The sequence below is a fragment of the Microvirga makkahensis genome (assembly GCF_009830105.1).
GTDB lineage: Bacteria > Pseudomonadota > Alphaproteobacteria > Rhizobiales > Beijerinckiaceae > Microvirga > Microvirga makkahensis.
Genome location: NZ_WURB01000004.1, coordinates 259,375 through 282,221, shown reverse-complemented (window position 1 = coordinate 282,221; position 22,847 = coordinate 259,375). Strand labels below are relative to the sequence as shown.

Genomic DNA, 22,847 nt, shown 5'->3' with positions numbered 1-22,847 from the left:
CACCGTCCAGTCCTGCACCACCATGTAAAGCTATACCCTAACACGAGACCAGCTGTCCTGCGACGGCTTTGTTCCCCTGCTTCGGATCATAGGAGCATTTAGCGGACACGGGCCGGTTTTCCCGGTGCTCGCCTAGCTCTAAGGATTTAACTCTTAAGGATGCTGATTAGCCCCAAATCGGCGCCTTCCGTTACGCCACTTTTTTTGTAACAATAATTCATATCAAAATGTCAACTAAAAACGCCGTCAGTCTTCGGTCCGGCTGCTCCTCCCCTTCGTTCAGGGAGGACGGATCACGGATCATTCGATCCAGCAGAACTCACCGATCCATTTTATGGTTAAGCGGATCTGGCCCAGAAATGAGGTCACATTATGGAAATCCCGGGCAGCCTCCGTCCTCTGCCAGCCACGCTGGCCCGAACCGGCGAACCGGGTGCGCGCAGGATCCATGACGGTTCGGCATAGCCTTGCGGCGGGGGTTGCCGCCGAGGATCTCATCGGCACCGCGCCCAGCCTCAGCGCGGAATGATGAGCTTGAGCCCGTAGACCAGGGCCGCAAAGGCCGCGAGGCTCGCGAGATAGATGAGCACGAACCAGAGCAGGCGTTTGTATCGCACCCGAAAGTGGAGACCGCCTTCGGGATCAGCCCGATGTTCATCGTCTGAAACGGCGCATCGTTCGGCGCCGAGCGATGCGTCCTGGCACGTCTCCGGCGGACGATGGATGTCCGCCCGCATCAATGATATCCGTAGCCGCCGCCCTGGATCTCCTCGGCCACCTTTCCGCGGAACACGTAATAGGCATAGGCCGTATAGGCGAAGGTGAGCGGCATCACGATCGCAAAGCCCACGAGCGCGAAGAGCTGGGAATCGACCGTATTGGCCGTATCCCAGATCGTCAGGTTCGGCGGCACGTTGAACGGAAAGAGACTGACGCCAAGCCCGAGATAGCCGAGCAGGAAGAGGCCGATGGCAAGGAAGAACGGGCGGTAGTGCCGCCCCTCTTCCAAGTCGCGCAACAGGCGATAGGCAACATAGGCCGTAATCAGCGGGATCGGCGCGAGAAACGCGATATTAGGCCAGGAGAACCAGCGGGTTTCGATCTGCCTGCCGAGGAATGGAACCCAGAGGGAGACCACGGCCATGGCGGCGATTGTCAGGATCAGGAAGCGCACGGCCATGCGCCGCGCCCAGATTTCAAGCTCGCCCGTGGTCTTCATCACGCACCAGGTCGCGCCGAGAAGACCATAGCCGAAGATGAGGCCGATGCCGGTGACGACGCTGAAGGGGGAGAGAAAGTCGAACGTGCCGCCGGTGAACTGGCGTCCGTCGTTGGCAAAGCCCTGCACGAAAGCACCGAGCACCATTCCCTGGAAGAAGGTCGCGAGCAGGGAACCGAAGAAGAACGCGTTGTCCCACAGGAATTTCGAGCGGTCGGACTTGAAGCGGAACTCGAAGGCCACGCCGCGGAAGATGAGCGCGATCAGCATGAGGATGATCGGCACGTAGAGCGCCGGCATGAGCACCGCATAGGCGACGTGGAATACCGCGAAGAGACCGCCGCCGCCGAGGATGAGCCAAGTCTCGTTCCCGTCCCAGATCGGCGCCACGGAAAACATCATCCGGTCGCGCCAATTCTCGCTGCGGGCCGCCTTGAACAGGATTCCGACACCCAGATCGAACCCGTCGACGATCACGTACATTGCGACGGCCACGGCGATCAGGCCCGCCCAGATCAGCGGCAGCCAGAAGGCGAGACCTTCGTATTCGTTGCCAAACCCGAACATGCTCCCGTCCTCCTATTCCGCGGGTTGCGCTTGGTGGCCGGGCTTGCCTTCGACGCCCTCGTCCGGCACGGAGAACGGACGCTTCGGCTTCTTGCCGAGATCGTCGCCGCGGATGTCCTCGATGGGATCGGGCCCGCGCCGCAGGAGCTTCGCGAGATAGTAGGAGCCGAACCCGAAGACGAAGGCATAGACGACAAGGAAGATGGCGAGCGACGTCGCGACCGCGCCCGCCGCTACCGGTGATACGGCGTCGGCCGTGCGCAGATGCCCGTAGACCACGAAGGGCTGGCGGCCGATTTCGGCCGTGAACCAGCCGAAGAGCACCGCCCCGAACCCCGACGGCGTCATCAGCATCGTGGCGGTGAGGAACGTCCGGTTGGCGAAGAGCGTCCCCTTCCAGCGCAGATACAGGCTCCACAATCCGATGCCGAGCATCGCGAAGCCCAAGCCCACCATGATGCGGAAGGAGAAGAACACCGGCCACACGGGCGGGCGGTCCTCGCGCGGCACCTCCTTGAGTCCGGGCACCTCCCCGTCGAATGCGTGGGTGAGAACCCAACTGCCGATCTTCGGGATGCCGATCTCGTAATGGTTCGTTTCCGCCACCTCGTCGGGAATGGCGAAGAGACGAAGCGGCATGTTCGACATGCGCTCCCAGTTGCCCTCGATCGCCGCGAGCTTGGTGGGCTGATACTTGAGAACGCCCAGGCCATGCAGGTCGCCGATCACGATCTGGACCGGCACGAAGATGGCGGCGAACCACAGGGCCATCGACAGGGAGCGGCGCGAGGCCGCGAGTTTCGCCTCCGGCGCATCGTGCGGATGGCGCAGGAGCATCCAGGCGGACATGCCGGCCACCGCGAAGGCTGTGGTGATGTAGCAGCCCAGCACCATGTGGGCATAGCGCAAGGGGAAGGACGGATTGAAGACGGCCTTGAACCAGTCGACCGGCACCGCCTTGCCGTTCTCGATGGCAAAGCCGTCCGGCGTCTGCATCCAGGAATTGGCGGAGAGGATCCAGAAGGCGGAAATGAGCGTGCCCAGGGCCACCATGCAGGTCGCGAAGAAGTGGAGACGGTCGCCCACCCTCTCCCAGCCGAACAGCATGATGCCGAGAAAGGCCGCCTCCAGGAAGAAGGCCGTGACCACCTCGTAGGCGATGATCGGCCCCAGGACGTTGCCTGTGAACTCGGAGAAGCGGGACCAGTTCGTGCCGAACTGATAGCTCATGACGATGCCCGAGACGACGCCGAGGCCGAAGGACACGGCGAAGACCTTGACCCAGAAGCGGAAGAGATTGCGATAGAGCGGATTGCCCGTGCGGAGCCAGTTGAATTCCAGCGCGGCGAGCCAGCTCGCAAGACCGATGGTAAAGGCCGGAAAGATGATGTGGAATGCGACCGTAAACGCAAACTGGATGCGTGACAGCATCAGGGCATCGAGTTCCATACCGCGTCCCTTTTAAGGTCCTGCCCTGGCTTTTAGGGCGCGGGCGGCATGAAACCAGAGGCCGTGGCGTTATGAGTAGTGCCGGCTCGGAACATAATCTGAGCGAAGCGGCCGCCAGCCGGTGCTGAGGCGCTGCAGGGCCTCGAGTTCGACCGGGTCGTGGCTGCAGAAAATCCGCACGTTGCCGGACGGGTCGTTCGCCAGCGCCCGCAGCCGGTCTTGATTGCGAAGGCGCATGCTCCGGTTTTCCTCCATCATCCGCTGATAGGCGAGCAATCCCGGCGTGCAGGACGGCTCCTCGTCCATTTCATGCCGATGGAAATACGCATCGCCCGCATTGAGGAGCCATCCCTCCGGGGTGTCGATGGCAATGCCTGCATGTCCCATCGTGTGGCCGGGCAGCGGAACCATCAGGATCTCGGGCGGCAAGCCTTCGAGATCACGCACGAAACTGAAGCCGAACCAGCTCTCCCCGGACGGATCGTAGAAGCGCCAGTCGCGCACCTCATCCCATTGCTCGGGGCGGTAGCGCCGCTGATGGATGAAGCCTTGGCGCACCTCCGCTTCCTCCGCCTCGGCGCGCAGCACGTGAACCGTGGCCCCGGGGAAATCCTCCAGCCCGCCTGCGTGGTCGAAATCGAGATGAGTCAGGACGATGTGGCGCACGTCGCGGGGCGAGAAGCCCAGGCTCTTTACCTGCTCCAGGGCCGTGTAGCGATGCTCGAGCCGGATCCGGTTCACATGAAGGAACAGGGGGCTGATCCGCCCATAGGGATCCTCCACGTCGCGCGAGCCGAAGCCGGTATCGACGAGCACCAGCCCGTTCCGGTCGGTTTCGACCAGCAGGCAATGACACACGAGCTGCCCGGTGATCCCGCGGCTCACCCCGTCCCAGAACCTTCCTCCCACCGGGCACATGCAGCCGCAATTGAGGTGGTGAATGCGCATGAGAAGCCTCGCCGAAGAGATGGGCGAGACCCTAACGCCCCAGATCAGGAAAATGTTCGAGATGCGGAGGATCCCGTCCCCGACCTGAGGCACGCGAAAGGCGGGAATGTGCTTGCCGTTCCCGCATTCATGGCGGCTACGACCATCATGTTGGCAAGCGCCAGCTCCTCCTCGGAGCGAGGGCAGACGTCGGCCCTGGCCGTGCATCCGGATGCCAGAAAGGCTTCATGCCGATCGAGAAACTCCCGCCCCAGCTCCTTTGCCTTCGTGCGTGCGAGGGCCTCGCCCCAGGCCTTCTTATAGCGGGTGCACTTCACCTCGACCCAGCTCGCCTCCTGCGCGACGGCCGATGCCGATCCGATGAGGATCGTCGCGAGAACGGCGAGCGCTTTCATCCAACTGCTCATATCGGCCCTCGGCTCGATCCTCGGCGCGGTGTGCGTGATGGAACACGCGGGATGATTCGGGTCAAGATCGGGCCTGGGCGAACATCGGTCCCCGGCATGCGCCGTCTCTTTCCGCGCCGTGTCCATCCTCAGCGTTGAGGCCTCCTCACGTCATCACCGGCCTTGGGCCGGTGATCCCGATCCGTCGAGCGCGCCTTTCCTGTCGAGATGGCCGGGACGAGCCCGGCCAAGATGCGCAGATGGGGAGAGCGCGAGATAAGCCGGATTGTCTAAGCCGCTTCGGGCCGGCCCCTGGCCTGCTTTCGATCCCTCGATGAACGACGGCTCTTTGCCGGCTTGTCCGCCTGCTTGTCCGCCTGCTCTTGGGCTTCGCGGGAAAGCCGCTCCTGCAGCAGGCTCAGCACCGCCGCCTCTTCGGGCCGGAGCGTAAATAGATCCTCGCGCAGCTCGGCTTCGATCTCCTCCTTGATCTCCAGAAGCAGGCTGCCTTCGAGATAGCAGTTGAATACTTCCGGATGCACATAGCACTTGCGGCAGATGGTGGGCGTATTGCCGAGGCGGGCGGCGACCCGCTCGATGGCAGCGCGGATATTCTTCTTCGCCTTGGCCTCGCTGTCGAACTGCTCGAACTCGGCGAGCGCCATGGCCGCGAGCACGGTGCCGGCCCATGTGCGGAAATCCTTGGCGGTGATGTCGCGTCCCGTGATCTCCTTGAGATAGGCGTTCACGTCGGAGGACGTGATCGACTGGCGCTCGCCCTCGTCGTCGAGATACTGGAACAGATCCTGCCCCGGCAGGTCCTGGCAGGCTTTCACGATCCTGGCGACGCGGCGGTCCTTCACCTGCAGCTTCCAGGTCTTGCCGCTCTTGCCCTTGAACTGGAAGCGCAGCTCGCTGCCGTCCACCTTTACATGCGGGTCGCGCAGGGTCGTTAAGCCATAGCTCTTGTTCTGCTTCGCGTAATCCTCGTTGCCGACGCGGATCAGCGTGTTCTCGAGAAGATGAACCACCGTGGCCAGCACCTTTTCGCGGGGCAGGCCGCGCTGGCTCATGTGCTCGCCGATGGTCCTGCGGATGGCGGGAAGGCCCTTGGCGAATTCGAGCATGCGCTCGTATTTGGTGCTCTCGCGGACCTCGCGGAACGCGGGATGATAGCGGTACTGCTTGCGCCCCTTCACGTCGCGGCCCGTGGCCTGGATATGGCCGTTTTCCCAGGGGCAGATCCACACGTCGGTATAGGCGGGCGGGATGGCGAGCGACCTGATCCTGTCGAGGGTGGCCTGATCGTCCACCTTCTTCCCGTCGGGGCCCAGATAGGTGAAACCCTTGCCCGATTTCTTGCGGCGGATGCCGGGCTCCTCGTCGGAGACATAGACGAGCCCCGCCGTTTCGGCGGCATCGCGCGGATCGACGACGGAGTCGGTGGAGGATTGTGGGTCCAGCAGCATGTCTCGCCTTGCCTTGAAGCAGAGGATCAACCGGGCTGTGCCATGCGCGGTTCCTTCCGCAGGCCTGCGGCAGACTTGTCGGCCCGCGCCTCCCGACGGTCGTTGCGGATCTTCAGGAACAGGATGGCGCCGCTCAGGCCCAAGCTCAGCAGGTTGAAGATGATGAGCGGCATGGCGCCGATCAGGAATCCGTAGATCGACCAGAGCGTGAAGGCGCTCACCGTCACCAGGTACATGCGCTTCGAGATCGCCGCCGTATCGCGTTCCCGCCATGCTTTCAGCACCTGCGGGACGAAGCTCGCCGTGGACAGAATCCCCGCAACCGTCGCCAGGATCGTCGGCAACCACTCGCTCATTCACGCCTCCTTTCCAGGCCGAATGCAACGGGCGGGAGAAATGGGTGGTTCCCTCGGCGGATCGAGACCGTTAGAACGAGACGTCCGTCTCACCCAAGGTTTCCCTTGCCGTCCGATCGTCCCGACCTCTCAGGCCGCAAGCTCGTCTTCGTCGTCACCGAGGACTGGTTCTTCGCCTCCCATTTCCTCCCCATGGCCCGCGCCGCGCGCGAATTGGGGCTCGAGGTGGCCGTCGTCACTCGCGTGCGCGCGCACAGGGAGGCCATCGAGGCCACCGGCGCGCGGGTGATCCCGCTTCAAGCCGAGCGGCGCAGCATCAATCCCATGACGGCCGGCTATGCGGCGGGTCAACTCGCCGCGATCCTGAAGGACGAGAAGGCCGACATCGTCCATTGCATCGCCCTCAGGAGCATCCTGGTCGGAGGCTTCGCCGCCACCCTCGCGGGACTCGGCCGCCGGGTCTATGCCCTCACCGGCCTCGGCTTCCTGGGCGCCCGGACGGACCGGATCGGGCGCCTTTCGCAGCGCGCCGTGCGGCTCCTGGTTCGCAGCCTGGAGACCCCGAAAACCCACTATCTCTTCGAGAACTCGGACGATCCGAAGCTCCTCGGCCTCGACCCGGCGGGACCGAAGGTCACCATCGTCGGCGGCGCCGGCATCGATCCGGAAGCCCTGGTTCCCTCTCCCCTGCCTGTGCAGCCGCCGCTGAAGGTTGCGCTCGTCGCGCGCATGCTCTGGTCGAAAGGGGTCGATCTCGCCGTCGAGGCCGTCCGCGGGGCCCGGGCGAAAGGAGCGGACATCGAGCTCTCCCTCTATGGAGCGCCCGACCCGTCGAACCCGAAAGCCGTTCCGGAAGAGACCCTGAGAGCCTGGGGCGCGGAATCCGGAATTTCCTGGCATGGGGCGACCCGGGACGTCGCCGCCGTCTGGCGCGAACATCATGTGGCCTGCCTTCCCTCCCGCGGCGGAGAGGGCCTGCCGCGAACGCTCCTGGAGGCGGCGGCCTGCGGCCGCGCCATCGTCACCACCGACGTTCCCGGCTGCCGCACCCTCGTCCGCGACGACGTGGAGGGGCTCCTCGTGCCGCCCGGCGATGCCCCCGCCCTCGCGGAGGCGCTCCTGTCCCTCGCCCGTGACCCGGAGCGCCTGGCGCGCATGGGCGCAGCGGCCCGCGCCCGGGTTCTCGACGGCTTCACGGAACGGGATGTAAGAGAGGGCGTCGAACGGCTGTACGCCTCCATGCTGAGCTCATGATCACCGACCCGGAAGCCTTCATTCTCGCCGAGACGCGGCTCCTGCCGGTGCCCCATGCGCCGGAGCTCGTCCTGCACGTGGCCGACGAGGCGACGGAGCTGTGGCAGCGCACCGAGGAGGAGCTGGGGGAGATCGGCCTGCCGCCGCCCTTCTGGGCCTTCGCCTGGGCGGGAGGCCAGGCGCTCGCCCGCTACATCCTCGATCATCCCGAGACCGTGCGCGGACGGCGCGTTCTCGATTTCGCGTCGGGCTCGGGCCTCGTGGCCATCGCGGCCATGAAGGCGGGCGCCGCCGAGGTCACCGCCTGCGACATCGACAGCTTCGCCATCGCCGCCATTGCGCTGAATGCCGAGGTGAACGGGGTCACGGTCATGCCCCTCCAGGCCGACCTCGTCGGGCAGGACCAGGGATGGGATACGGTTCTGGCGGGCGACATCTGCTACGAGCGGGATCTCGCCGCCCGGGTGACGGACTGGCTGTTCGGCCTCAGCCGGCGCGGGGCCAGGGTCCTCATCGGCGATCCCGGGCGCAGCTACCTTCCCAAGGAGCGTCTCGGCCGGCTCGCGAGCTACGAGGTGCCGGTGACGCGAACCCTCGAGGATGCCGAGATCAAGAAGTCGAGTGTCTTTGAATTTCGCCAAGAATAAGATTGCCCTACCCTCGATGCGGCGCCGGTTAGGCAGGACCCGTGGCCGGATCGATGCGGGCGCCTCGCCCCTGGCAGGCAAGACCGCCGCTTCCGGCCTGTCGAGCATGCCGCGCTTGACGGAGGAGGCTTTTGGCATCAGCTAAACGGCGACGGCCCTCAACTCACTGGCCGCCATGGATCACAGCATGTCTTTGATGTCCCCCTCTCCCGAAACCTCCCTTGACGGGAGCCTCGCAGGGCCCGCTCCGCGCCATCGCACGGTGGGGGTCCGGGTCGGCTCCGTCATGGTCGGCGGCGGGGCGCCGATCGTGGTTCAATCCATGACCAACACGGACACGGCGGATGTGGACTCCACCGTGGCCCAGGTGGCGGCCCTCGCCCGCGCCGGCTCGGAACTCGTGCGCATCACAGTCGACCGGGATGAGGCCGCAGCCGCGGTGCCGAAGATCCGCGAGAGGCTCGACCGGCTCGGGGTGGACGTCCCCCTCGTCGGCGATTTTCACTATATCGGCCATCAGCTTCTCGCCGACCATCCGGCCTGCGCGGAAGCCCTCGCCAAGTACCGCATCAACCCGGGCAATGTCGGCTTCAAGGAGAAGAAGGACCGCCAGTTCGCAGCCATCGTCGAGATGGCGATCAAGTACGGCAAGGCGGTGCGCATCGGCGCCAACTGGGGCTCGCTCGACCAGGAGCTCCTCACCCATCTCATGAACGAGAACGCGGCCTCCGCATCGCCGCGCGACATGCGCTGGGTGACCCGCGAGGCCATGATCCAGTCCGCCCTCCTCTCCGCCGCCCGCGCGGAGGAGATCGGCCTGGGGAAGGACCGCATCATCCTCTCGGCTAAGGTTTCCGCCGTGCAGGACCTGATCGCCGTCTACCAGGAGCTCGCCCGCCGGTCCGACTACGCCATTCATCTGGGCCTCACCGAGGCCGGCATGGGAACGAAGGGCATCGTCGCCTCCTCGGCTGCCATCGGCATCCTGCTGCAGCAGGGCATCGGCGACACGATCCGCTACTCGCTCACGCCCGAACCCGGCGGGGACCGGACTCTCGAGGTGAAGACCGCGCAGGAACTGCTCCAGACCATGGGCTTCCGCACCTTCGTGCCGCTCGTCGCCGCCTGCCCGGGCTGCGGACGCACCACCTCCTCCGTCTTCCAGGAGCTGGCACGGGACATCCAGAGCTGGATATCGACCTCCATGTCCGAATGGCGCCGCACCTATCCCGGCGTCGAGAATCTCAACGTGGCCGTGATGGGCTGCATCGTGAACGGTCCCGGCGAATCGAAGCATGCGAATATTGGCATCTCGCTGCCGGGCACCGGCGAACAGCCGGCGGCGCCCGTCTTCATCGACGGGAAGAAGGCAATGACCCTGCGCGGCCCGACCCTGGCGCAGGACTTCCAGAAGATCGTGCTCGATTACATCGAGAAGACCTATGGACAACACGGGCGCGACGCCGCCGAGTGAGGCGGCGGACGTAACCAGGGAACATCGAGTGGAATTCCGTTTTAAGCTCAGGCGCGATGTGCTAGAGAGCGCGCCGCGCCGGCAATGACGGCCGCTGCGCTTTTTTGAGAAGGGGCCGCCCTTCGTCGTTCGCAGAGTCATTCAACAAGGGCCGTCCGCGAGCACGTCCGCGAAGATAAGCACACATGGCAGAACAGCACGCTGTCGCCCCCGGACATGCGGATTCCGCAGTCCCTGAGGCTACCCTCCCGGAGAGCCACCACAAGGCGAGTTTCTGGACCCTCACCCTCGGCGCCATCGGCGTCGTCTATGGCGACATCGGCACCAGCCCGCTTTATGCCATGCGCGAGACGGTGATGGCCGCCACAGGCGGCCATCACGGCACCCCGGTTCCGCTGAACCGCGAATTGGTGATCAGCATCCTGTCGCTGCTGATCTGGGCTCTGATCCTCACGGTCACGGTCAAATACGTCGTTCTCCTGCTGCGCGCGGACAACAAGGGCGAAGGCGGTTCGCTGACCCTGGTGGCGCTCGCGCAGCGCGCCCTCGGCCGGCGAAGCCTGCCTGTCCTCATGATGGGCATGGCGGGGGCCGCCCTGTTCTACGGCGACGCCGCGATCACTCCGGCGATCTCCGTACTCTCGGCGCTGGAAGGCCTGAAGCTCGTCGCGCCCGCCTTCGAGAGCTACGTTCTGCCGGGTGCGCTGTTGATCCTCATCGCCCTGTTCGCCGTGCAGAGCCGCGGCACCGGGAAGGTCGCGGCGCTTTTCGGCCCGCTCACTCTGCTATGGTTCCTCACCATGGCGGCCCTGGGCCTGTTCCATATCGCGGACGATTGGGAGGTCCTGCTCTCGTTCAACCCCTATTACGGCGTATCATTCCTGGTCACACATCCGGGAACGGCCTTCGCGATCCTCGGCAGCGTCTGTCTCGCCGTCACGGGGGCCGAGGCGCTCTATGCGGATCTCGGCCATTTCGGACGGAAGCCGATCCGCATGGCCTGGGGCACCGTCGTGTTTCCGGCCCTGGCTCTGAACTATCTCGGACAGGGCGCCCTCGTCCTGTCGAATCCCGAAACCATCAGGAACCCGTTCTTCCTGCTCGCCCCGCCCTGGCTGCTCCTGCCGCTGGTGATCCTCGCGACGATCGCGACCATCGTGGCGAGCCAGGCCGTGATCACGGGGGCCTATTCGCTGACCCGGCAGGCCGTGCAGCTGGGCCTCCTGCCGCGCCTGGAAGTCCGCTTCACCTCGGAAACCCACCAGGGGCAGATCTATCTGCCCCGCGTGAACTGGCTTCTCCTGGGCGCCGTGGTCAGCCTCGTGCTGCTTTTCGGCTCCTCCAGCAGTCTCGCCAGCGCCTACGGCATCGCGGTCTTCGGCACCATGGTGGTGACGACCCTGCTCGCCTGCTTGGTAATAAGCCGAAGCTGGGGATGGGGACCGGTGAAGACAGCCATCGTCATGGTGCCCCTGCTGCTCATCGACCTCACCTTCCTGTCGTCGAACCTCGTCAAGCTCCTGGACGGCGGCTACGTGCCGCTGATCATCGCCAGCGTGTTCTTCGTGATCATGTTTACCTGGGTGAAGGGAACCCGAATCCTGTTCGAGAAGACCCGCAAGATCGACGTGCCCCTGCTCGAACTGGTGCAGATGCTCGAGAAGAGCCCGCCCCACCGGGTGAAGGGCACTGCCGTGTTTCTCACCAGCGACCCCGATACCGCGCCGGCCGCGCTTCTGCACAACCTCAAGCACAACAAGGTGCTGCACGAGAAAAACGTGATCCTGACCGTCAACGGCGCCGATGTCCCCCGCATGGAGGACGAGGACCGCGTCGCCATCGAGCATGTGGGGGACTCGTTCTGGCGCATCCGCCTGAGCTACGGCTACATGGAAACGCCCAACATTCCGCGCGGCCTTGCGATCCTGCGCAAGCAGGGCTTCAAGTTCGACATCATGGCGACGTCGTTCTTCCTCTCGCGGCGCTCGATCCGCCCCGCCAGCCAGTCCGGCATGCCCCTCTGGCAGGACAAGCTGTTCATCGGCCTCGCGAAATCCGCGAACGATGCGACGGACTTCTTCCAGATTCCCACGGGGCGCGTCGTGGAGGTGGGCACGCAGGTCACCGTCTGAGCCTCACAGCCCTACGGTTCCTGCGGCTGCGCCACCTGCCGGCCCGAAAGCGCCGGCAGCCCCGCGGGGCACCTATCCTTGACCGGAGCCGTGATTGCTCCTAACGACGCACGTCCCGTCGAGGAGCCCGTCTTGAACGCCACCCCATCCGCGTCCCCTTTCAGCCTCAGCCGCAGCGAGGCCGTGCTGATCGCCGTCACGATGATCTGGGGCGCGACCTTCCTCGTCGTCCAGAATGCGCTGAGCGTCAGCGGTCCGCTGTTCTTCGTGGGGCTTCGCTTCGGAACGGCGGCCCTCGCCATGGCGCTTGTCGCGGCGCCCGTGCTGCGCGGACTGACCTGGCTGGAGATGAAGGCGGGCGTGATGATCGGCACCGCGATCTTTTTCGGCTACACGCTCCAGACCTACGGCCTGCAATACATCCCCAGCAGCAAATCGGCCTTCATCACGGCGCTCTACGTGCCCTTCGTGCCGCTGCTGCAATGGCTCGTTCTCAAGAAGCCGCCGGGCGTCATGGCCTGGACCGGCATCGCCTTCGCCTTCGTGGGCCTCGCGCTCCTCGCGGGCCCCGACGGTACCGCCGTCGGGTTCGGACCCGGGGAGCTGCTCACGCTTCTGAGCGCCGTCGCCATCTCGGCCGAGATCATCCTCATCGGCGGCTTTGCCGGAAAGGTGGACGCTCGCCGCGTCACCGTGGTGCAGCTCGCCGTCACGTCGGTTCTCGCCTTCGGCCTCATGGCGCCCCTCGGAGAGCCGCTGCCGGAACCATCATGGCTTCTCGTCCTCAGCGGCGCGGGCCTCGGCCTTGCGAGCGCCGGGATTCAGCTCGCCATGAACTGGGCGCAGCGGACGGTCTCCCCGACCCGCGCCACTCTGATCTATGCGGGCGAGCCGGTCTGGGCGGGAATCGTCGGGCGCATGGTCGGCGAGCGCCTGCCCGCCGCAGCCCTTGTCGGAGCGGCGCTGATCATCGCGGGCGTCATCGTCAGCGAGATGAAGCTGCCGCGCCGGATCAAGAGCCGTCAGTCGGCGAGCGCCTGAGGTCGATCCGGGATCGGCTGACGCCCCTTCTCTCCTTCTCCATGGCCGTTACCTGTTCCGTCATGGCCGTCCTCGGAACTGATCCGGGAATCAGCTCGGCCATCCCGGTCGGGAATGCGCGGCATTTCACATGATCGCGGCCACCGGCACAGAGCCGATGATGCCGAGGTGGGAGAAGGAACAGGAGACTGACCTGCCTCAAACCTCGCGCTCGACCACGAAACGCACCGCCTCGCGCAGGATCTGCGCCTTCTCGCCGAATCCGGCGAGCGCGGCGTCCGCCTGCTCCACGAGCCGACCGCACTCGCGCTTCGCGCCCTCGAGCCCGAGCAGATCGACCAGGGTGGCCTTGCCTTTCTCCCGGTCCTTGCCCGTGCGCTTGCCGAGCGCCTCGGCGGAAGCCTCCCTGTCGAGAATGTCGTCGGCGACCTGAAAGGCTGCGCCCAGGGCGCGCCCGTATTCTACGACGCTCCGGCGCGCGCTCGCATCGGCCCGGCCCAGAATCGCGCCGGCCTCCACCGAGAAGGTGAGGATCGCCCCTGTCTTCATCATCTGAAGCCGACGAATCTCGGCCTCGTCCATGGCGACCGAGCCGTAGCGGCCCTCCGCCGAGAGATCGAGCATCTGCCCCCCGACCATGCCGCCGAGTCCCGAGGCCCGGGCGAGGCCCAGCACGAGATCGGAGCGCAAAGCCGGATCGGCATCGGTCTCAGGACTGGCCAGCACCTCGAAGGCCAGGGTCTGAAGCGCGTCGCCTGCGAGGATCGCCGTGGCCTCGTCATAGGCCCTGTGCACCGTCGGGCGGCCGCGGCGCAGGTCGTCGTCGTCCATGGACGGGAGATCGTCGTGGACGAGGGAATAGCAGTGAAGCAGCTCGACGGCCGAGCCCGCCCGCAGGGCCCCCTGACCTTCCGACCCGAAGAGGCGCGCCGCCTCGATGGTGAGAAAAGGCCGCAGGCGCTTGCCGCCCCCGAGGGCCGCATGCCGCATGGCCGCCATCAGCCGGGCAGGCCGCGCAGCCTCGCCGTGGCGGGCATTGTCTGCTAGCAAGGCTTCGAGAGTGGCTTCGACAAGCTTCGCGGTCTGGTTGAGCCGCGCGCTGAAAGTGCTGGTGGATGGCGTCATGATGAGCCCGAATGCGGAAGGGGCAACCGCTCCCTCCGAGGAGAGTGATAATGGACGAACGGGCCGGGGCTGGACGCTGCGGCCGGCACGGCCCCTGACGGCCGCCCGATTTTTCCGCCGCCTCGTCCAGGTCGGCCTTGGCCTCATTCTCTTATGGGTCGGGGCCGTCGTTTGGCTAGGGCTTTCGTACTGGGTCGTGCCGCCCGTCTCCACCCTGATGCTCGGCCGCTGGCTCACCCTCCAGAGCGCCGAGCGGACTTATGTCTCCCTCGACGAGATCTCCCCTCACCTGCCTCTGGCGGTCATGACCTCGGAGGACAGCCGGTTCTGCGAGCATCACGGGGTGGATTGGGAGGCAATCCGGGAGGTGGTGGAGGAGGCCGACGAGGACGGGCCCGCCCGGGGGGCCTCGACCATTCCCATGCAGGTGGCCAAGAACCTCTTCCTCTGGCCGAGCCGCTCCTATGTCAGGAAGGGACTGGAGATCCCGGTCGCGCTCTACCTCGACCTGATCTGGTCCAAGCGGCAGATGATGGAAATCTACCTCAACGTGGCCGAATGGGGCGAAGGGATCTTCGGGGCCGAGGCTGCGGCCCGCAAGTACTTCCGCAAATCCGCCAAGAACCTGACGCGCCGGGAAGCGGCCCTGCTCGCCCGGGCGCTGCCCAACCCGCTCAGGCGCAACCCAGCCCGCCCCAGCTCGCGCCTCAGGGCCCTGGCTGGGCAGCTTCAGGCGCGGATGGTGCGAGCCGCCCCCTACAGCGCCTGCCTGAAGCCGTGACCTGCGACCACGAAGAGCCTTTTCGAAGCGGAAGGGGCTAGATATTTCCTCCAAGACCTTGTATGAGGCGCAACCTCATCAAGTTTGAGATGTGAGCGTTCCCCGGTTGAGCGGGCGCTCCGCTTTTTGACCGGAGACGAGAAATGGCCGTTCCTAAGAGAAAAACGTCGCCCTCGCGGCGTGGCATGCGTCGCTCCGCCGATGCCTTGAAGGCCCCGACCTACATCGAGGACAAGGATTCCGGCGAGCTTCGCCGTCCTCACCATATCGACCTGAAGACCGGCATGTACCGCGGCCGTCAGGTCCTGAAGGTGAAGGCGGACGCGTAACCCGAACGCGGCATGCGAATAAAAAGCCGGCGCGCGATGCGCCGGTTTTTTTATGCCCGCAATCCCCAGGCCCCATCCTCGGACCCCTGCCCCAAAGCCTCTGATTTCTCATCCGTTTTTTAGGGTTCATTAAGGCTGAAGCCCGATCCTTGAGACTTCGGTTTGAACGGGGACGGGCGCAGCCTTTTCCTGCCCCGGCGTGTATTGGGTATCGTGAGGATTGGGCAATGGCGACGAAGCGGCCGGGCCGGGCGGGGATCTTTGAGGGAACACCCCGGACGTCACGCCGGCGCCAAGGCGTCGGAGCCTCCCCCCTTGCGCATTCCGGGGCCGCCTATTCCTGGGACGTCGTGTCCGATGCCCTGACCTGGAGCCCCAATGCCGCCGCGCTCCTGGGACTCCAGGCCCGGGACCTGCCGCGCACGGGCAAAGCCTTTTTCCAGCTCGTCGAACCCGGAAGCGGCACCGGCCGCAGCGAGGCCATGGCCGCGCGGTCCGGCTCGAATCGCAGCTTCGAAACCCGCTATGTCCTCCGCCTCGGACCCGATCAGGTGCTGGTCGTCGAGGATACGGGCCGCTGGCAGCCGGACAGCCAGGGGCGTCCCGCCTTCGTGCGCGGCCTGCTGCGGGCCGATGCGGGCTTTGCCCCGCAGGACTGCCTCCCCGCGCGGATCCAAGCCCGCTCGGGCCTGCTCGTGCAGATCCAGAACAGCGTCAACGAAGCGCTCCGCGTCTCCCAGACCTGCACCCTGATTGTGGGAGCGCTGGAAGGGGACGACGCGGACGCCCTGGACGTGATCGCCCGCAAGCTGCGTCCCATGATGCGGCGGCAGGACCATTTCGGTGCGTTGAGCCCGAGCCGCTTCACCCTCACCCTGATCGGCTGCCCGGCCATCGAGGCTCCGGACGCCATGAGGCGGGCGGCGGGGCTCCTGACGAACTGCTCCGGCACTCTGACCCTCGCGGCCGCCTGCGCGCCGGACCACACCTTCAAGGCCACCAAGCTGCTGCGCCTCGCCGAGCAGGCCCTGGAAGCGGCTCAGGCAGGCTCTGAGCCCTTCGTCCTCTACGATTCCCGCCCGGCCTCCCGGTCCGCAAGGCTCGAAAAGGCCTCCTTCGACGTGGTCGGCGCCCTCAACGACCGGAGCCTGACCCTGGCCTGCGCGCCGGTGGTGGACGCCCACAGCCGCGGCCCCGTTCTGAAGCAGGCCATGGCGGCCCTGGCCGGTCCCGACGGGCGAATGATCCCTCTCGGCGCGATCCCGGCCCTGGACGACGCCAACCTGAGCCTGCTCGTGGACGGGCGCATGCTGGAGCTGGCGGCGGAGCACCTCGCGGGTCATCCCCAGGAGCGCCTCGCCCTGCCGGTCGCGCCCGCGACCCTGAAGGATGCGGAATGGCTGCCGATGTTGGCTGCCCATCTGGGAGCGCGGCCCGGCATCGAGTCGCGCCTCGTGATCGAGGTTCCGGAGGCGGCCCTGGCCAAGGACGGAACGCTCGTCGGGCGCCTTCACGCCATGAAGGCCATCGGCATCGGCCTGTCGCTCTCGGGCTTCGGCCTGGGCCATGTGCCGCTCCCGAGCCTGGCCCACATGCCTTTCGACATGCTGAAGGTGGACGGCGTCCTCATCCAGCCCCTGAAGCGCTCGACCGAGGACCGGCTTTTCGTGCGCGCCCTCGTGGACCGGGCGCAGAACTTAGGCATCGCCGTCGCCGCCGAATGGGTCGACGACGAGGCGACCGCGCGCCTGCTCTCCGCCTGGGGCGCCGATTATCTGGAAGGAACCCTGTTCGGCGAGCCGGAAGCCGTCCTGCCGTCGCAGAGCCTCCGAGGGATGCTGAAGAAAGCCAGGGGCTAACCCATGCGTCATCCACGGCTCCGCGCCGGTGATCCCGATGACGCGAAGCGCCGTGCCTGCCGGACGCGGGCTGGGACAAGCGCTGCCCTGACGAGCGGGATGGACGAGGATTACTTCTCCGCCAGCTTGTCGAGCTTGGCCTGCATCTCGGCCATCTGACGCTTGAGGGCGTCGAGGTCGTCCGCCTCGTCGGCCTGCGGGGGCGCTTTCGGTGCGGGCATCCCCGCACCGCCCGGCGGAAACGGCGAGAACATGCGCATGGCCTCGGTGAAGAAGCTCATGTTCTTGCGCACCTGCTCCTCCATGGCCTGGAAGGCTCCCGGGCCGAAGGCCTGGGCCATCTGCTCCCGGAGCTTCTGCTGCTCCTGGGACAGGTTGTTCATGGAGAACTCCAGATAGCTCGGCACCAGGGCCTGCATGCTGTCGCCGTAGAAGCGGATGAGCTGGCGCAGCACCGTGACGGGCAGAAGGTTCTGCCCCTCCTTGTTCTCCTGCTCGAAGATGATCTGGGCCAGCACCGTGCGGGTGATGTCCTCGCCCGACTTGGCGTCGTAGACCACGAAATCCTCGCCCTGGCGAACCATGCCGGCGAGATCTTCCAGGGTCACATAGGCGGAGGTGCCGGTGTGATAGAGGCGGCGGTTGGCATATTTCTTGATGATCGTCGGCTTTTTTTCCGTCGCCATGTGGACCCAATACGCTCCTGCAGACCGGTGGCCGGGTTTCCCGCGAAGATCAGCGGCTTGCTCTGATTATAAGCCTTATGCCCCACGATCAAAGCGCCAAAAGTCTAAGGTCCGCATGACTGAGTTGCTCTATCCTGTCCTTGACATCGCACCGTCTGGGGCTTTGATCGAACCAGCCCTATCTTTTTGAGCATCCAGTCACAGGAGTGAGGAATGGCCCAGGACAGCATCGTCATCGTCGGCGCCGCGCGCACGCCGGTCGGCTCCTTCAACGGCGCCTTCGCCAATACCCCGGCCCACGAGCTGGGCGCCGTCGCCATCAAGGCCGCCCTCGAACGCGCCAGGGTCGAGGCCGCGGAAGTGGACGAGGTGATCCTCGGCCAGATCCTGACCGCAGGCCAGGGCCAGAACCCGGCCCGTCAGGCTGCGATGGCCGCGGGGATCCCGCAGGAGAAGACCGCCTGGGGGCTCAACCAGCTCTGCGGCTCGGGCCTGCGCACGGTGGCCATCGGCCTGCAGCAGATCGCCAACGGCGATGCGGGCATCATCGTGGCGGGCGGCCAGGAATCCATGTCGCTCGCTCCCCATGCCGCGCATATGCGCTCGGGCACGAAGATGGGCGATTTCAAGCTCATGGACACGATGCTCAAGGACGGCCTTATGGACGCCTTCCACGGCTATCACATGGGCAACACCGCCGAGAACGTGGCCCAGCGCTGGCAGCTGACCCGCGAGGAGCAGGATCTTTTCGCCACGGCCTCCCAGAACAAGGCCGAGGCCGCGCAGAAGGAAGGCCGCTTCAAGGACGAGATCACGCCCGTCACCATCGCCAGCCGCAAGGGCGACATCGTGGTGGAGCAGGACGAGTACATCCGCGCCGGCACCACCGTCGAGGCGCTCGCCAAGCTGAGGCCCGCCTTCTCGAAGGACGGCACGGTGACCGCGGGCAACGCGTCGGGCATCAATGACGGCGCGGCCGCCGTCGTGCTCATGACCGAAGCGGAAGCGCAGAAGCGCGGCCTGACGCCGCTCGCCCGCATCGCCTCCTGGTCCACCGCCGGCGTCGACCCGGCCATCATGGGCACGGGCCCGATCCCGGCCTCCCGCAAGGCTCTCGAGAAAGCCGGCTGGAAGGTGTCCGACCTCGAACTCGTGGAAGCCAACGAAGCCTTCGCGGCCCAGGCTCTCGCGGTCAACAAGGACATGGGCTGGGACCCCTCCATCGTGAACGTGAACGGCGGCGCCATCGCCATCGGGCACCCGATCGGCGCCTCCGGCGCGCGCGTCCTGGTGACCCTGCTGCACGAAATGGGCCGCCGCAACGCCAAGAAGGGCCTCGCCACCCTCTGCATCGGCGGCGGCATGGGCGTCGCCATGTGCCTTGAGCGGTAGGAAGGACGTTCCGACCGGCGGCGCTCCGGCGCCGCCCAAACAGTCAAGGGCGGCTTGCGCTTTCAGTGAAGCGCAAGCCGTTTTCGTATGTCTCGGAAGGCTTACGGGAAATGTCGGACCTACACCGTGCCAGGCCGCGCCACATGTATTAAGCTGATGGTGGAGGAACGGACCCACCGCATCAAGGATTCGCAGAAATCCGCACAGGAACGGCTTGAGGAAGGAAAAAGCATGGCGCGCGTTGCATTGGTCACCGGAGGCACTCGCGGCATCGGCGCCGCGATCTCGACGGCCTTGAAGCAGGCCGGATACAGGGTTGCGGCGAATTATGCCGGCAACGACGAGGCGGCGAACAGGTTCAAGTCCGAGACGGACATCCCCGTGTTCAAATTCGACGTGTCCGATCCGGCCGCCTGCGAAACGGGCATCCGGGCGGTGGAGGCCGAACTCGGCCCCGTCGACATCCTGGTCAACAACGCGGGCATCACCCGCGACGGCATGTTCCACAAGATGACCTTCGATCAGTGGTCCGCCGTGATCCGCACCAATCTCGATTCCATGTTCACCTGCACGCGCCCCGTGATCGAAGGCATGCGCGAACGCAGCTTCGGGCGCATCATCATCATCTCCTCCATCAACGGCCAGAAGGGTCAGATGGGACAGACGAACTATTCCGCCGCGAAGGCCGGCGTGATCGGCTTCGCGAAGGCGCTGGCCCTCGAAAACGCCAACAAGGGCGTCACCGTCAACGTGATCGCCCCCGGCTACATCGCCACCGAGATGGTGAAGGCCGTGCCGGAGGAGGTCCTGAAATCCAAGATCCTGCCCCTCATTCCCGTCGGCCGTCTCGGCGAGGCGGAGGAGATCGCGCGTGGCGTGCTGTTTCTCGCGAGCGACGAGGCGGGCTTCGTGACCGGATCGACCTTGAGCCTCAACGGCGGCCAGTACATGGCGTGAGACAAGGGTGCTCTCATCACGGGTGGCGCCCGCGGCATCGGCTACACCATCGGCGAGCGCCGCTGCATTCTCGAACGATTGCAGCGGCCTCAGTGCCGGCGTCCCGGATCGCGCAGTCAAGAGCGCCATGCCGCAGGAAGACGGCTGCGGCTCAATCCTCGGAGGGAACTGTTACAGCGAGAATGACGCCCACTCTCGCATGAGCTACAGCGCGGAACAACAGGTCCTGAACGGATCTTGGGATCCATCCCGGGATATGGCTCCCGAGGCGGTAGCCGACATATTCCGAGGCCAATGAGCGCGGGACGCTGCCGAAAGTCTTGGTCAGCATCGCCACGATATCCGTGCGACGATGATAATAGCAGGCCGTCTCGATCGTACGGGCAAGGTGTTCCGACCAGGCCGTGGAATCCTTCCCATGCCGGTAGAGACCAAGCCCGAGCCTGTGGGCCAGCCGCAGATACCGCCGCAGGAGCCAAGGGTGATGCTGAAGGCGGTGAGCGAAATAGACGCCAGCATGCCCTTCGTACCAAGTCTCTTTGACCGGGAAGAGAGCCATGAAGACCCCACCCGGCTTCAAGACGCGGCGGATTTCCGGAAGAACGGTTGCAGGCTCCGAAATGTGCTCGAGGACCTGGTTTGCGACCACCACATCGAAGCTGGCCGTCTCATATGGCAGAGAACCGTCAATTCGGCTGATCCGACCTTTCAGTCGTTCTGGCAGTCGCTCATACCAGCGCGTGTAGATTCCATCGAAAGTATCCACGCCAAAAATATCGAGTCCCTGCGAAAGACCGAGATCGACGATAGCCCCGCGGCCGCACCCGAAGTCGAGAACGCGGGGGTTCTCACTCTGGGCAAGGAGCCGGGCCATGGAAATTACGAAATCGTAATTCGCTGAATGGGTCATGACAGCCGGGCTCTAGTGGATCCTCGATTCACTGCCAAGCTCCTTTTCAGCGGCCCCCCGATCAGACCTCTCGCGACTGTACGCATACCCTGCTCGATCGGCAGAGGCTCTTCATTGTGCTTACAGGTAGCTCCGGCCTTCGCCAATGTGGACGTGCGGTCGCAACCGCCGATGCGCAGTTGAAAACGTGGGCATCGGATAAATCACAAATGCGGGTTCCACTTTTGGCCCCGATGCTCTAGTGGCGGGCATCATGACGACGCGCACCGCCACCACCATCGGCCTCATTGCCATCCTGCTCTGGTCCCTGCTCGCCCTGTTCACGGCGGCAACGGGCACGATTCCCCCCTTCCAGCTCAACGCGATGACCTTCCTCGTCGGCGGGCTCGTGGGCATGGGAAGCTGGGTCGCCCGGCCCAACGCCGTCAAGGCCTTGCGGCAGAAGCCGGTGGTGTGGGCACTCGGGATCGGCGGCCTGTTCGGCTATCATGCACTCTATTTCGCGGCGCTTCGCCTGGCGCCGCCGGCGGAATCGGGCCTGATCAACTATCTCTGGCCGCTCCTCATCGTGCTGTTCTCCTCGTTCCTGCCGGGCGAGCATCTGCGGCGCGCCCATCTCGTGGGTGCGCTTCTGGGCTTTACGGGCGTCATCGTGCTGATTGCCGGGCGCGGCGCCTTCGACGCGCGGACCGAGTATCTGCCCGGCTATGCCTGCGCCTTCGTCGCGGCCTTCGTGTGGGGCGGCTATTCCGTGCTCTCGCGGCGTTTCGGACAGGTGCCGACCGACGCGGTGGCGGGCTTCTGCCTGATGACGGCCCTGCTGAGCTGGGTCTGCCACCTCGCCTTCGAGACCACCGTATGGCCGGAGACGACGACCCAATGGCTGGCCGTGCTGGCCCTGGGCCTGGGGCCGGTGGGCGGAGCCTTCTATGTGTGGGACATCGGCATGAAGCGCGGCGACATCCGCCTTCTCGGGGTCGCATCCTACGCGACGCCCGTCCTCTCGACGCTCCTGCTCGTCCTTGCCGGCTATGCGGAGCCGACCCTGACGCTCGCGCTCTCCTGCGGCCTCATCGTCGCAGGCGCCCTGGTGGCGACGCTGACGCCTAGACGGACCGCCCGGGCATGACCCGGTGGGTGTAGCGGTAGGCGGTTGCGAATCCGAGCGCTCCGTAAAGGGAGCGCGCGACCTCGTTCTCCTCGCGCACCTGGAGATAGGCGCTGTGCGCGCCTTCCTGGCAGCCCCAGGCCATGAGGCTCGAGACGACGCGGCGCCCGAGCCCGATTCCGCGCAGATCGGGCGCGACGACGATATCGTAGAGCCCGACATAGCCCCGCTCCACGACGCCCAGCCCCCAGGCCACAGGCTTCTCGTCGAGGCTGAGCGTGGCGAAGGCCGCCGTCTGCCGGATGCGGGAGACGATCTGCATCAGGGTCTCATCGTCGGCCTTGTCGCCGCCATAGGAAGCCGTTGCCTCGCGTACCCAGTTCTTCTTGGCGCGGGGCTGTAGCTCGATCTCCGGATCGCGCTCGCAATCCTCCCTCCTGATCGATGCCACGAGAACGTGCGTCGGCTCGATCTCCTTGAAGCCGCGCAGTCTGAGCCGCTCGTCGGCATCCGCCGCCTCAAGCCCGTTCAGCCGGAAGGTGGGACGCACATTCGCCTCGACGAAGCGGGCGATCATGTAGTCGATCAGTTCCTCGTCGAGAGGCGCATCCGGCAGAAAGGGCGTCGCGGAATTGGCGCGCTTCGAATAGCCGTTGGCAAGACGCAGAATCCAGCCTTCATAAGCCTGATACTCGAACGAGGGCCAGGCATTCAGAAGCCGGCTTTCGAGTCCGATGATGAGGCTGTTGTCGCTCATG

At 65.5% G+C, this 22,847-nt stretch carries 22 protein-coding genes; 11 read left to right on the top strand and 11 right to left on the bottom strand.

Features of this window, described 5'->3' with window-relative positions:
* Positions 1-515 precede the first annotated feature (515 nt).
* The 7 genes from GR328_RS07900 to GR328_RS07870 form a co-directional block, all read right to left on the bottom strand.
* Positions 516-737: a hypothetical protein gene (locus GR328_RS07900; protein ID WP_160883974.1), complete on the bottom strand. Its 222-nt coding sequence runs from the start codon at positions 735-737 to the stop codon at positions 516-518.
* Positions 737-1,786, bottom strand: a complete 1,050-nt coding sequence (gene cydB, locus GR328_RS07895) for a cytochrome d ubiquinol oxidase subunit II (protein ID WP_160883973.1) — start codon at positions 1,784-1,786, stop codon at positions 737-739. Before cydB ends, GR328_RS07900 begins: the two co-directional genes overlap by 1 nt.
* Positions 1,787-1,798: 12 nt before the next feature.
* Complete coding sequence (locus tag GR328_RS07890) at positions 1,799-3,235, bottom strand: cytochrome ubiquinol oxidase subunit I (protein ID WP_160883972.1); 1,437 nt, start codon at positions 3,233-3,235, stop codon at positions 1,799-1,801.
* A 69-nt stretch (positions 3,236-3,304) separates the two neighbouring features.
* The gene (locus GR328_RS07885; protein ID WP_160883971.1) at positions 3,305-4,183 is read right to left on the bottom strand and encodes an MBL fold metallo-hydrolase; all 879 of its coding nucleotides are present in this window, start codon (positions 4,181-4,183) and stop codon (positions 3,305-3,307) included.
* A 44-nt stretch (positions 4,184-4,227) separates the two neighbouring features.
* Complete coding sequence (locus GR328_RS07880) at positions 4,228-4,578, bottom strand: hypothetical protein (protein ID WP_160883970.1); 351 nt, start codon at positions 4,576-4,578, stop codon at positions 4,228-4,230.
* Between the two features lie 281 nt (positions 4,579-4,859).
* Positions 4,860-6,038: a DNA topoisomerase IB gene (locus GR328_RS07875; RefSeq protein WP_160883969.1), complete on the bottom strand. Its 1,179-nt coding sequence runs from the start codon at positions 6,036-6,038 to the stop codon at positions 4,860-4,862.
* A gap of 26 nt (positions 6,039-6,064) precedes the next feature.
* Positions 6,065-6,394 carry a SemiSWEET family sugar transporter gene (locus GR328_RS07870; protein ID WP_160883968.1) on the bottom strand — a complete coding sequence of 110 codons (330 nt, stop codon included), beginning with the start codon at positions 6,392-6,394 and terminating at the stop codon, positions 6,065-6,067.
* Between the two features lie 105 nt (positions 6,395-6,499).
* Here GR328_RS07870 and GR328_RS07865 point away from each other — a divergent pair, with 105 nt between their 5' ends.
* The 5 genes from GR328_RS07865 (at position 6,500) to GR328_RS07845 (ending at position 12,942) form a co-directional block, all read left to right on the top strand.
* Positions 6,500-7,648 carry a glycosyltransferase family 4 protein gene (locus GR328_RS07865; protein WP_160883967.1) on the top strand — a complete coding sequence of 383 codons (1,149 nt, stop codon included), beginning with the start codon at positions 6,500-6,502 and terminating at the stop codon, positions 7,646-7,648.
* On the top strand, positions 7,645-8,295 hold the full coding sequence (locus GR328_RS07860; protein WP_160883966.1) for a class I SAM-dependent methyltransferase: 651 nt from the start codon (positions 7,645-7,647) through the stop codon (positions 8,293-8,295). Before GR328_RS07865 ends, GR328_RS07860 begins: the two co-directional genes overlap by 4 nt.
* 187 nt (positions 8,296-8,482) lie before the next feature.
* Positions 8,483-9,769, top strand: a complete 1,287-nt coding sequence (gene ispG / locus GR328_RS07855) for a flavodoxin-dependent (E)-4-hydroxy-3-methylbut-2-enyl-diphosphate synthase (protein ID WP_205789812.1) — start codon at positions 8,483-8,485, stop codon at positions 9,767-9,769.
* Between the two features lie 185 nt (positions 9,770-9,954).
* On the top strand, positions 9,955-11,901 hold the full coding sequence (locus tag GR328_RS07850) for a potassium transporter Kup (protein ID WP_160883964.1): 1,947 nt from the start codon (positions 9,955-9,957) through the stop codon (positions 11,899-11,901).
* Positions 11,902-12,033: 132 nt separating this feature from the next.
* On the top strand, positions 12,034-12,942 hold the full coding sequence (locus GR328_RS07845) for a DMT family transporter (protein ID WP_160883963.1): 909 nt from the start codon (positions 12,034-12,036) through the stop codon (positions 12,940-12,942).
* 198 nt (positions 12,943-13,140) lie between these two features.
* Here GR328_RS07845 and GR328_RS07840 read toward each other — a convergent pair whose 3' ends face one another.
* A complete protein-coding gene (locus GR328_RS07840; RefSeq protein WP_160883962.1) occupies positions 13,141-14,067 on the bottom strand; it encodes a polyprenyl synthetase family protein in 927 nt (308 codons plus the stop codon).
* Here GR328_RS07840 and mtgA point away from each other — a divergent pair.
* The 3 genes from mtgA (at position 14,066) to GR328_RS07825 (ending at position 17,036) form a co-directional block, all read left to right on the top strand.
* On the top strand, positions 14,066-14,848 hold the full coding sequence (gene mtgA / locus GR328_RS07835; RefSeq protein ID WP_246215749.1) for a monofunctional biosynthetic peptidoglycan transglycosylase: 783 nt from the start codon (positions 14,066-14,068) through the stop codon (positions 14,846-14,848). The two genes, GR328_RS07840 and mtgA, sit on opposite strands and share 2 nt — an antisense overlap.
* Before the next feature lie 143 nt (positions 14,849-14,991).
* A complete protein-coding gene (rpmF, locus tag GR328_RS07830; RefSeq protein WP_027316271.1) occupies positions 14,992-15,177 on the top strand; it encodes a 50S ribosomal protein L32 in 186 nt (61 codons plus the stop codon).
* Between the two features lie 227 nt (positions 15,178-15,404).
* Complete coding sequence (locus tag GR328_RS07825) at positions 15,405-17,036, top strand: EAL domain-containing protein (protein ID WP_160883961.1); 1,632 nt, start codon at positions 15,405-15,407, stop codon at positions 17,034-17,036.
* Between the two features lie 110 nt (positions 17,037-17,146).
* Here GR328_RS07825 and phaR read toward each other — a convergent pair whose 3' ends face one another.
* Complete coding sequence (gene phaR / locus GR328_RS07820) at positions 17,147-17,722, bottom strand: polyhydroxyalkanoate synthesis repressor PhaR (RefSeq protein WP_160883960.1); 576 nt, start codon at positions 17,720-17,722, stop codon at positions 17,147-17,149.
* A gap of 213 nt (positions 17,723-17,935) precedes the next feature.
* Here phaR and GR328_RS07815 point away from each other — a divergent pair, with 213 nt between their 5' ends.
* Together GR328_RS07815 and phbB are read left to right on the top strand one after the other, a co-directional pair.
* Positions 17,936-19,114, top strand: coding sequence for an acetyl-CoA C-acetyltransferase (locus GR328_RS07815; RefSeq protein ID WP_160883959.1), 1,179 nt, complete (start codon positions 17,936-17,938; stop codon positions 19,112-19,114).
* Positions 19,115-19,345: 231 nt separating this feature from the next.
* Positions 19,346-20,071 (top strand): acetoacetyl-CoA reductase, encoded by a 726-nt coding sequence (gene phbB / locus GR328_RS07810; RefSeq protein ID WP_160883958.1) that lies wholly within the window; start codon positions 19,346-19,348, stop codon positions 20,069-20,071.
* Positions 20,072-20,222: 151 nt separating this feature from the next.
* Here phbB and GR328_RS07805 read toward each other — a convergent pair whose 3' ends face one another.
* Positions 20,223-20,981 carry a class I SAM-dependent methyltransferase gene (locus tag GR328_RS07805; protein ID WP_160883957.1) on the bottom strand — a complete coding sequence of 253 codons (759 nt, stop codon included), beginning with the start codon at positions 20,979-20,981 and terminating at the stop codon, positions 20,223-20,225.
* A gap of 253 nt (positions 20,982-21,234) precedes the next feature.
* On the opposite strand from GR328_RS07805, the gene yddG reads away from it, so the two are divergent.
* On the top strand, positions 21,235-22,110 hold the full coding sequence (gene yddG / locus GR328_RS07800; RefSeq protein WP_160883956.1) for an aromatic amino acid exporter YddG: 876 nt from the start codon (positions 21,235-21,237) through the stop codon (positions 22,108-22,110).
* On the opposite strand, the gene GR328_RS07795 is transcribed toward yddG, so the two are convergent.
* The gene (locus GR328_RS07795) at positions 22,088-22,846 is read right to left on the bottom strand and encodes a GNAT family N-acetyltransferase (RefSeq protein WP_160883955.1); all 759 of its coding nucleotides are present in this window, start codon (positions 22,844-22,846) and stop codon (positions 22,088-22,090) included. The genes yddG and GR328_RS07795 overlap by 23 nt on opposite strands.
* Position 22,847: the final 1 nt, after the last annotated feature.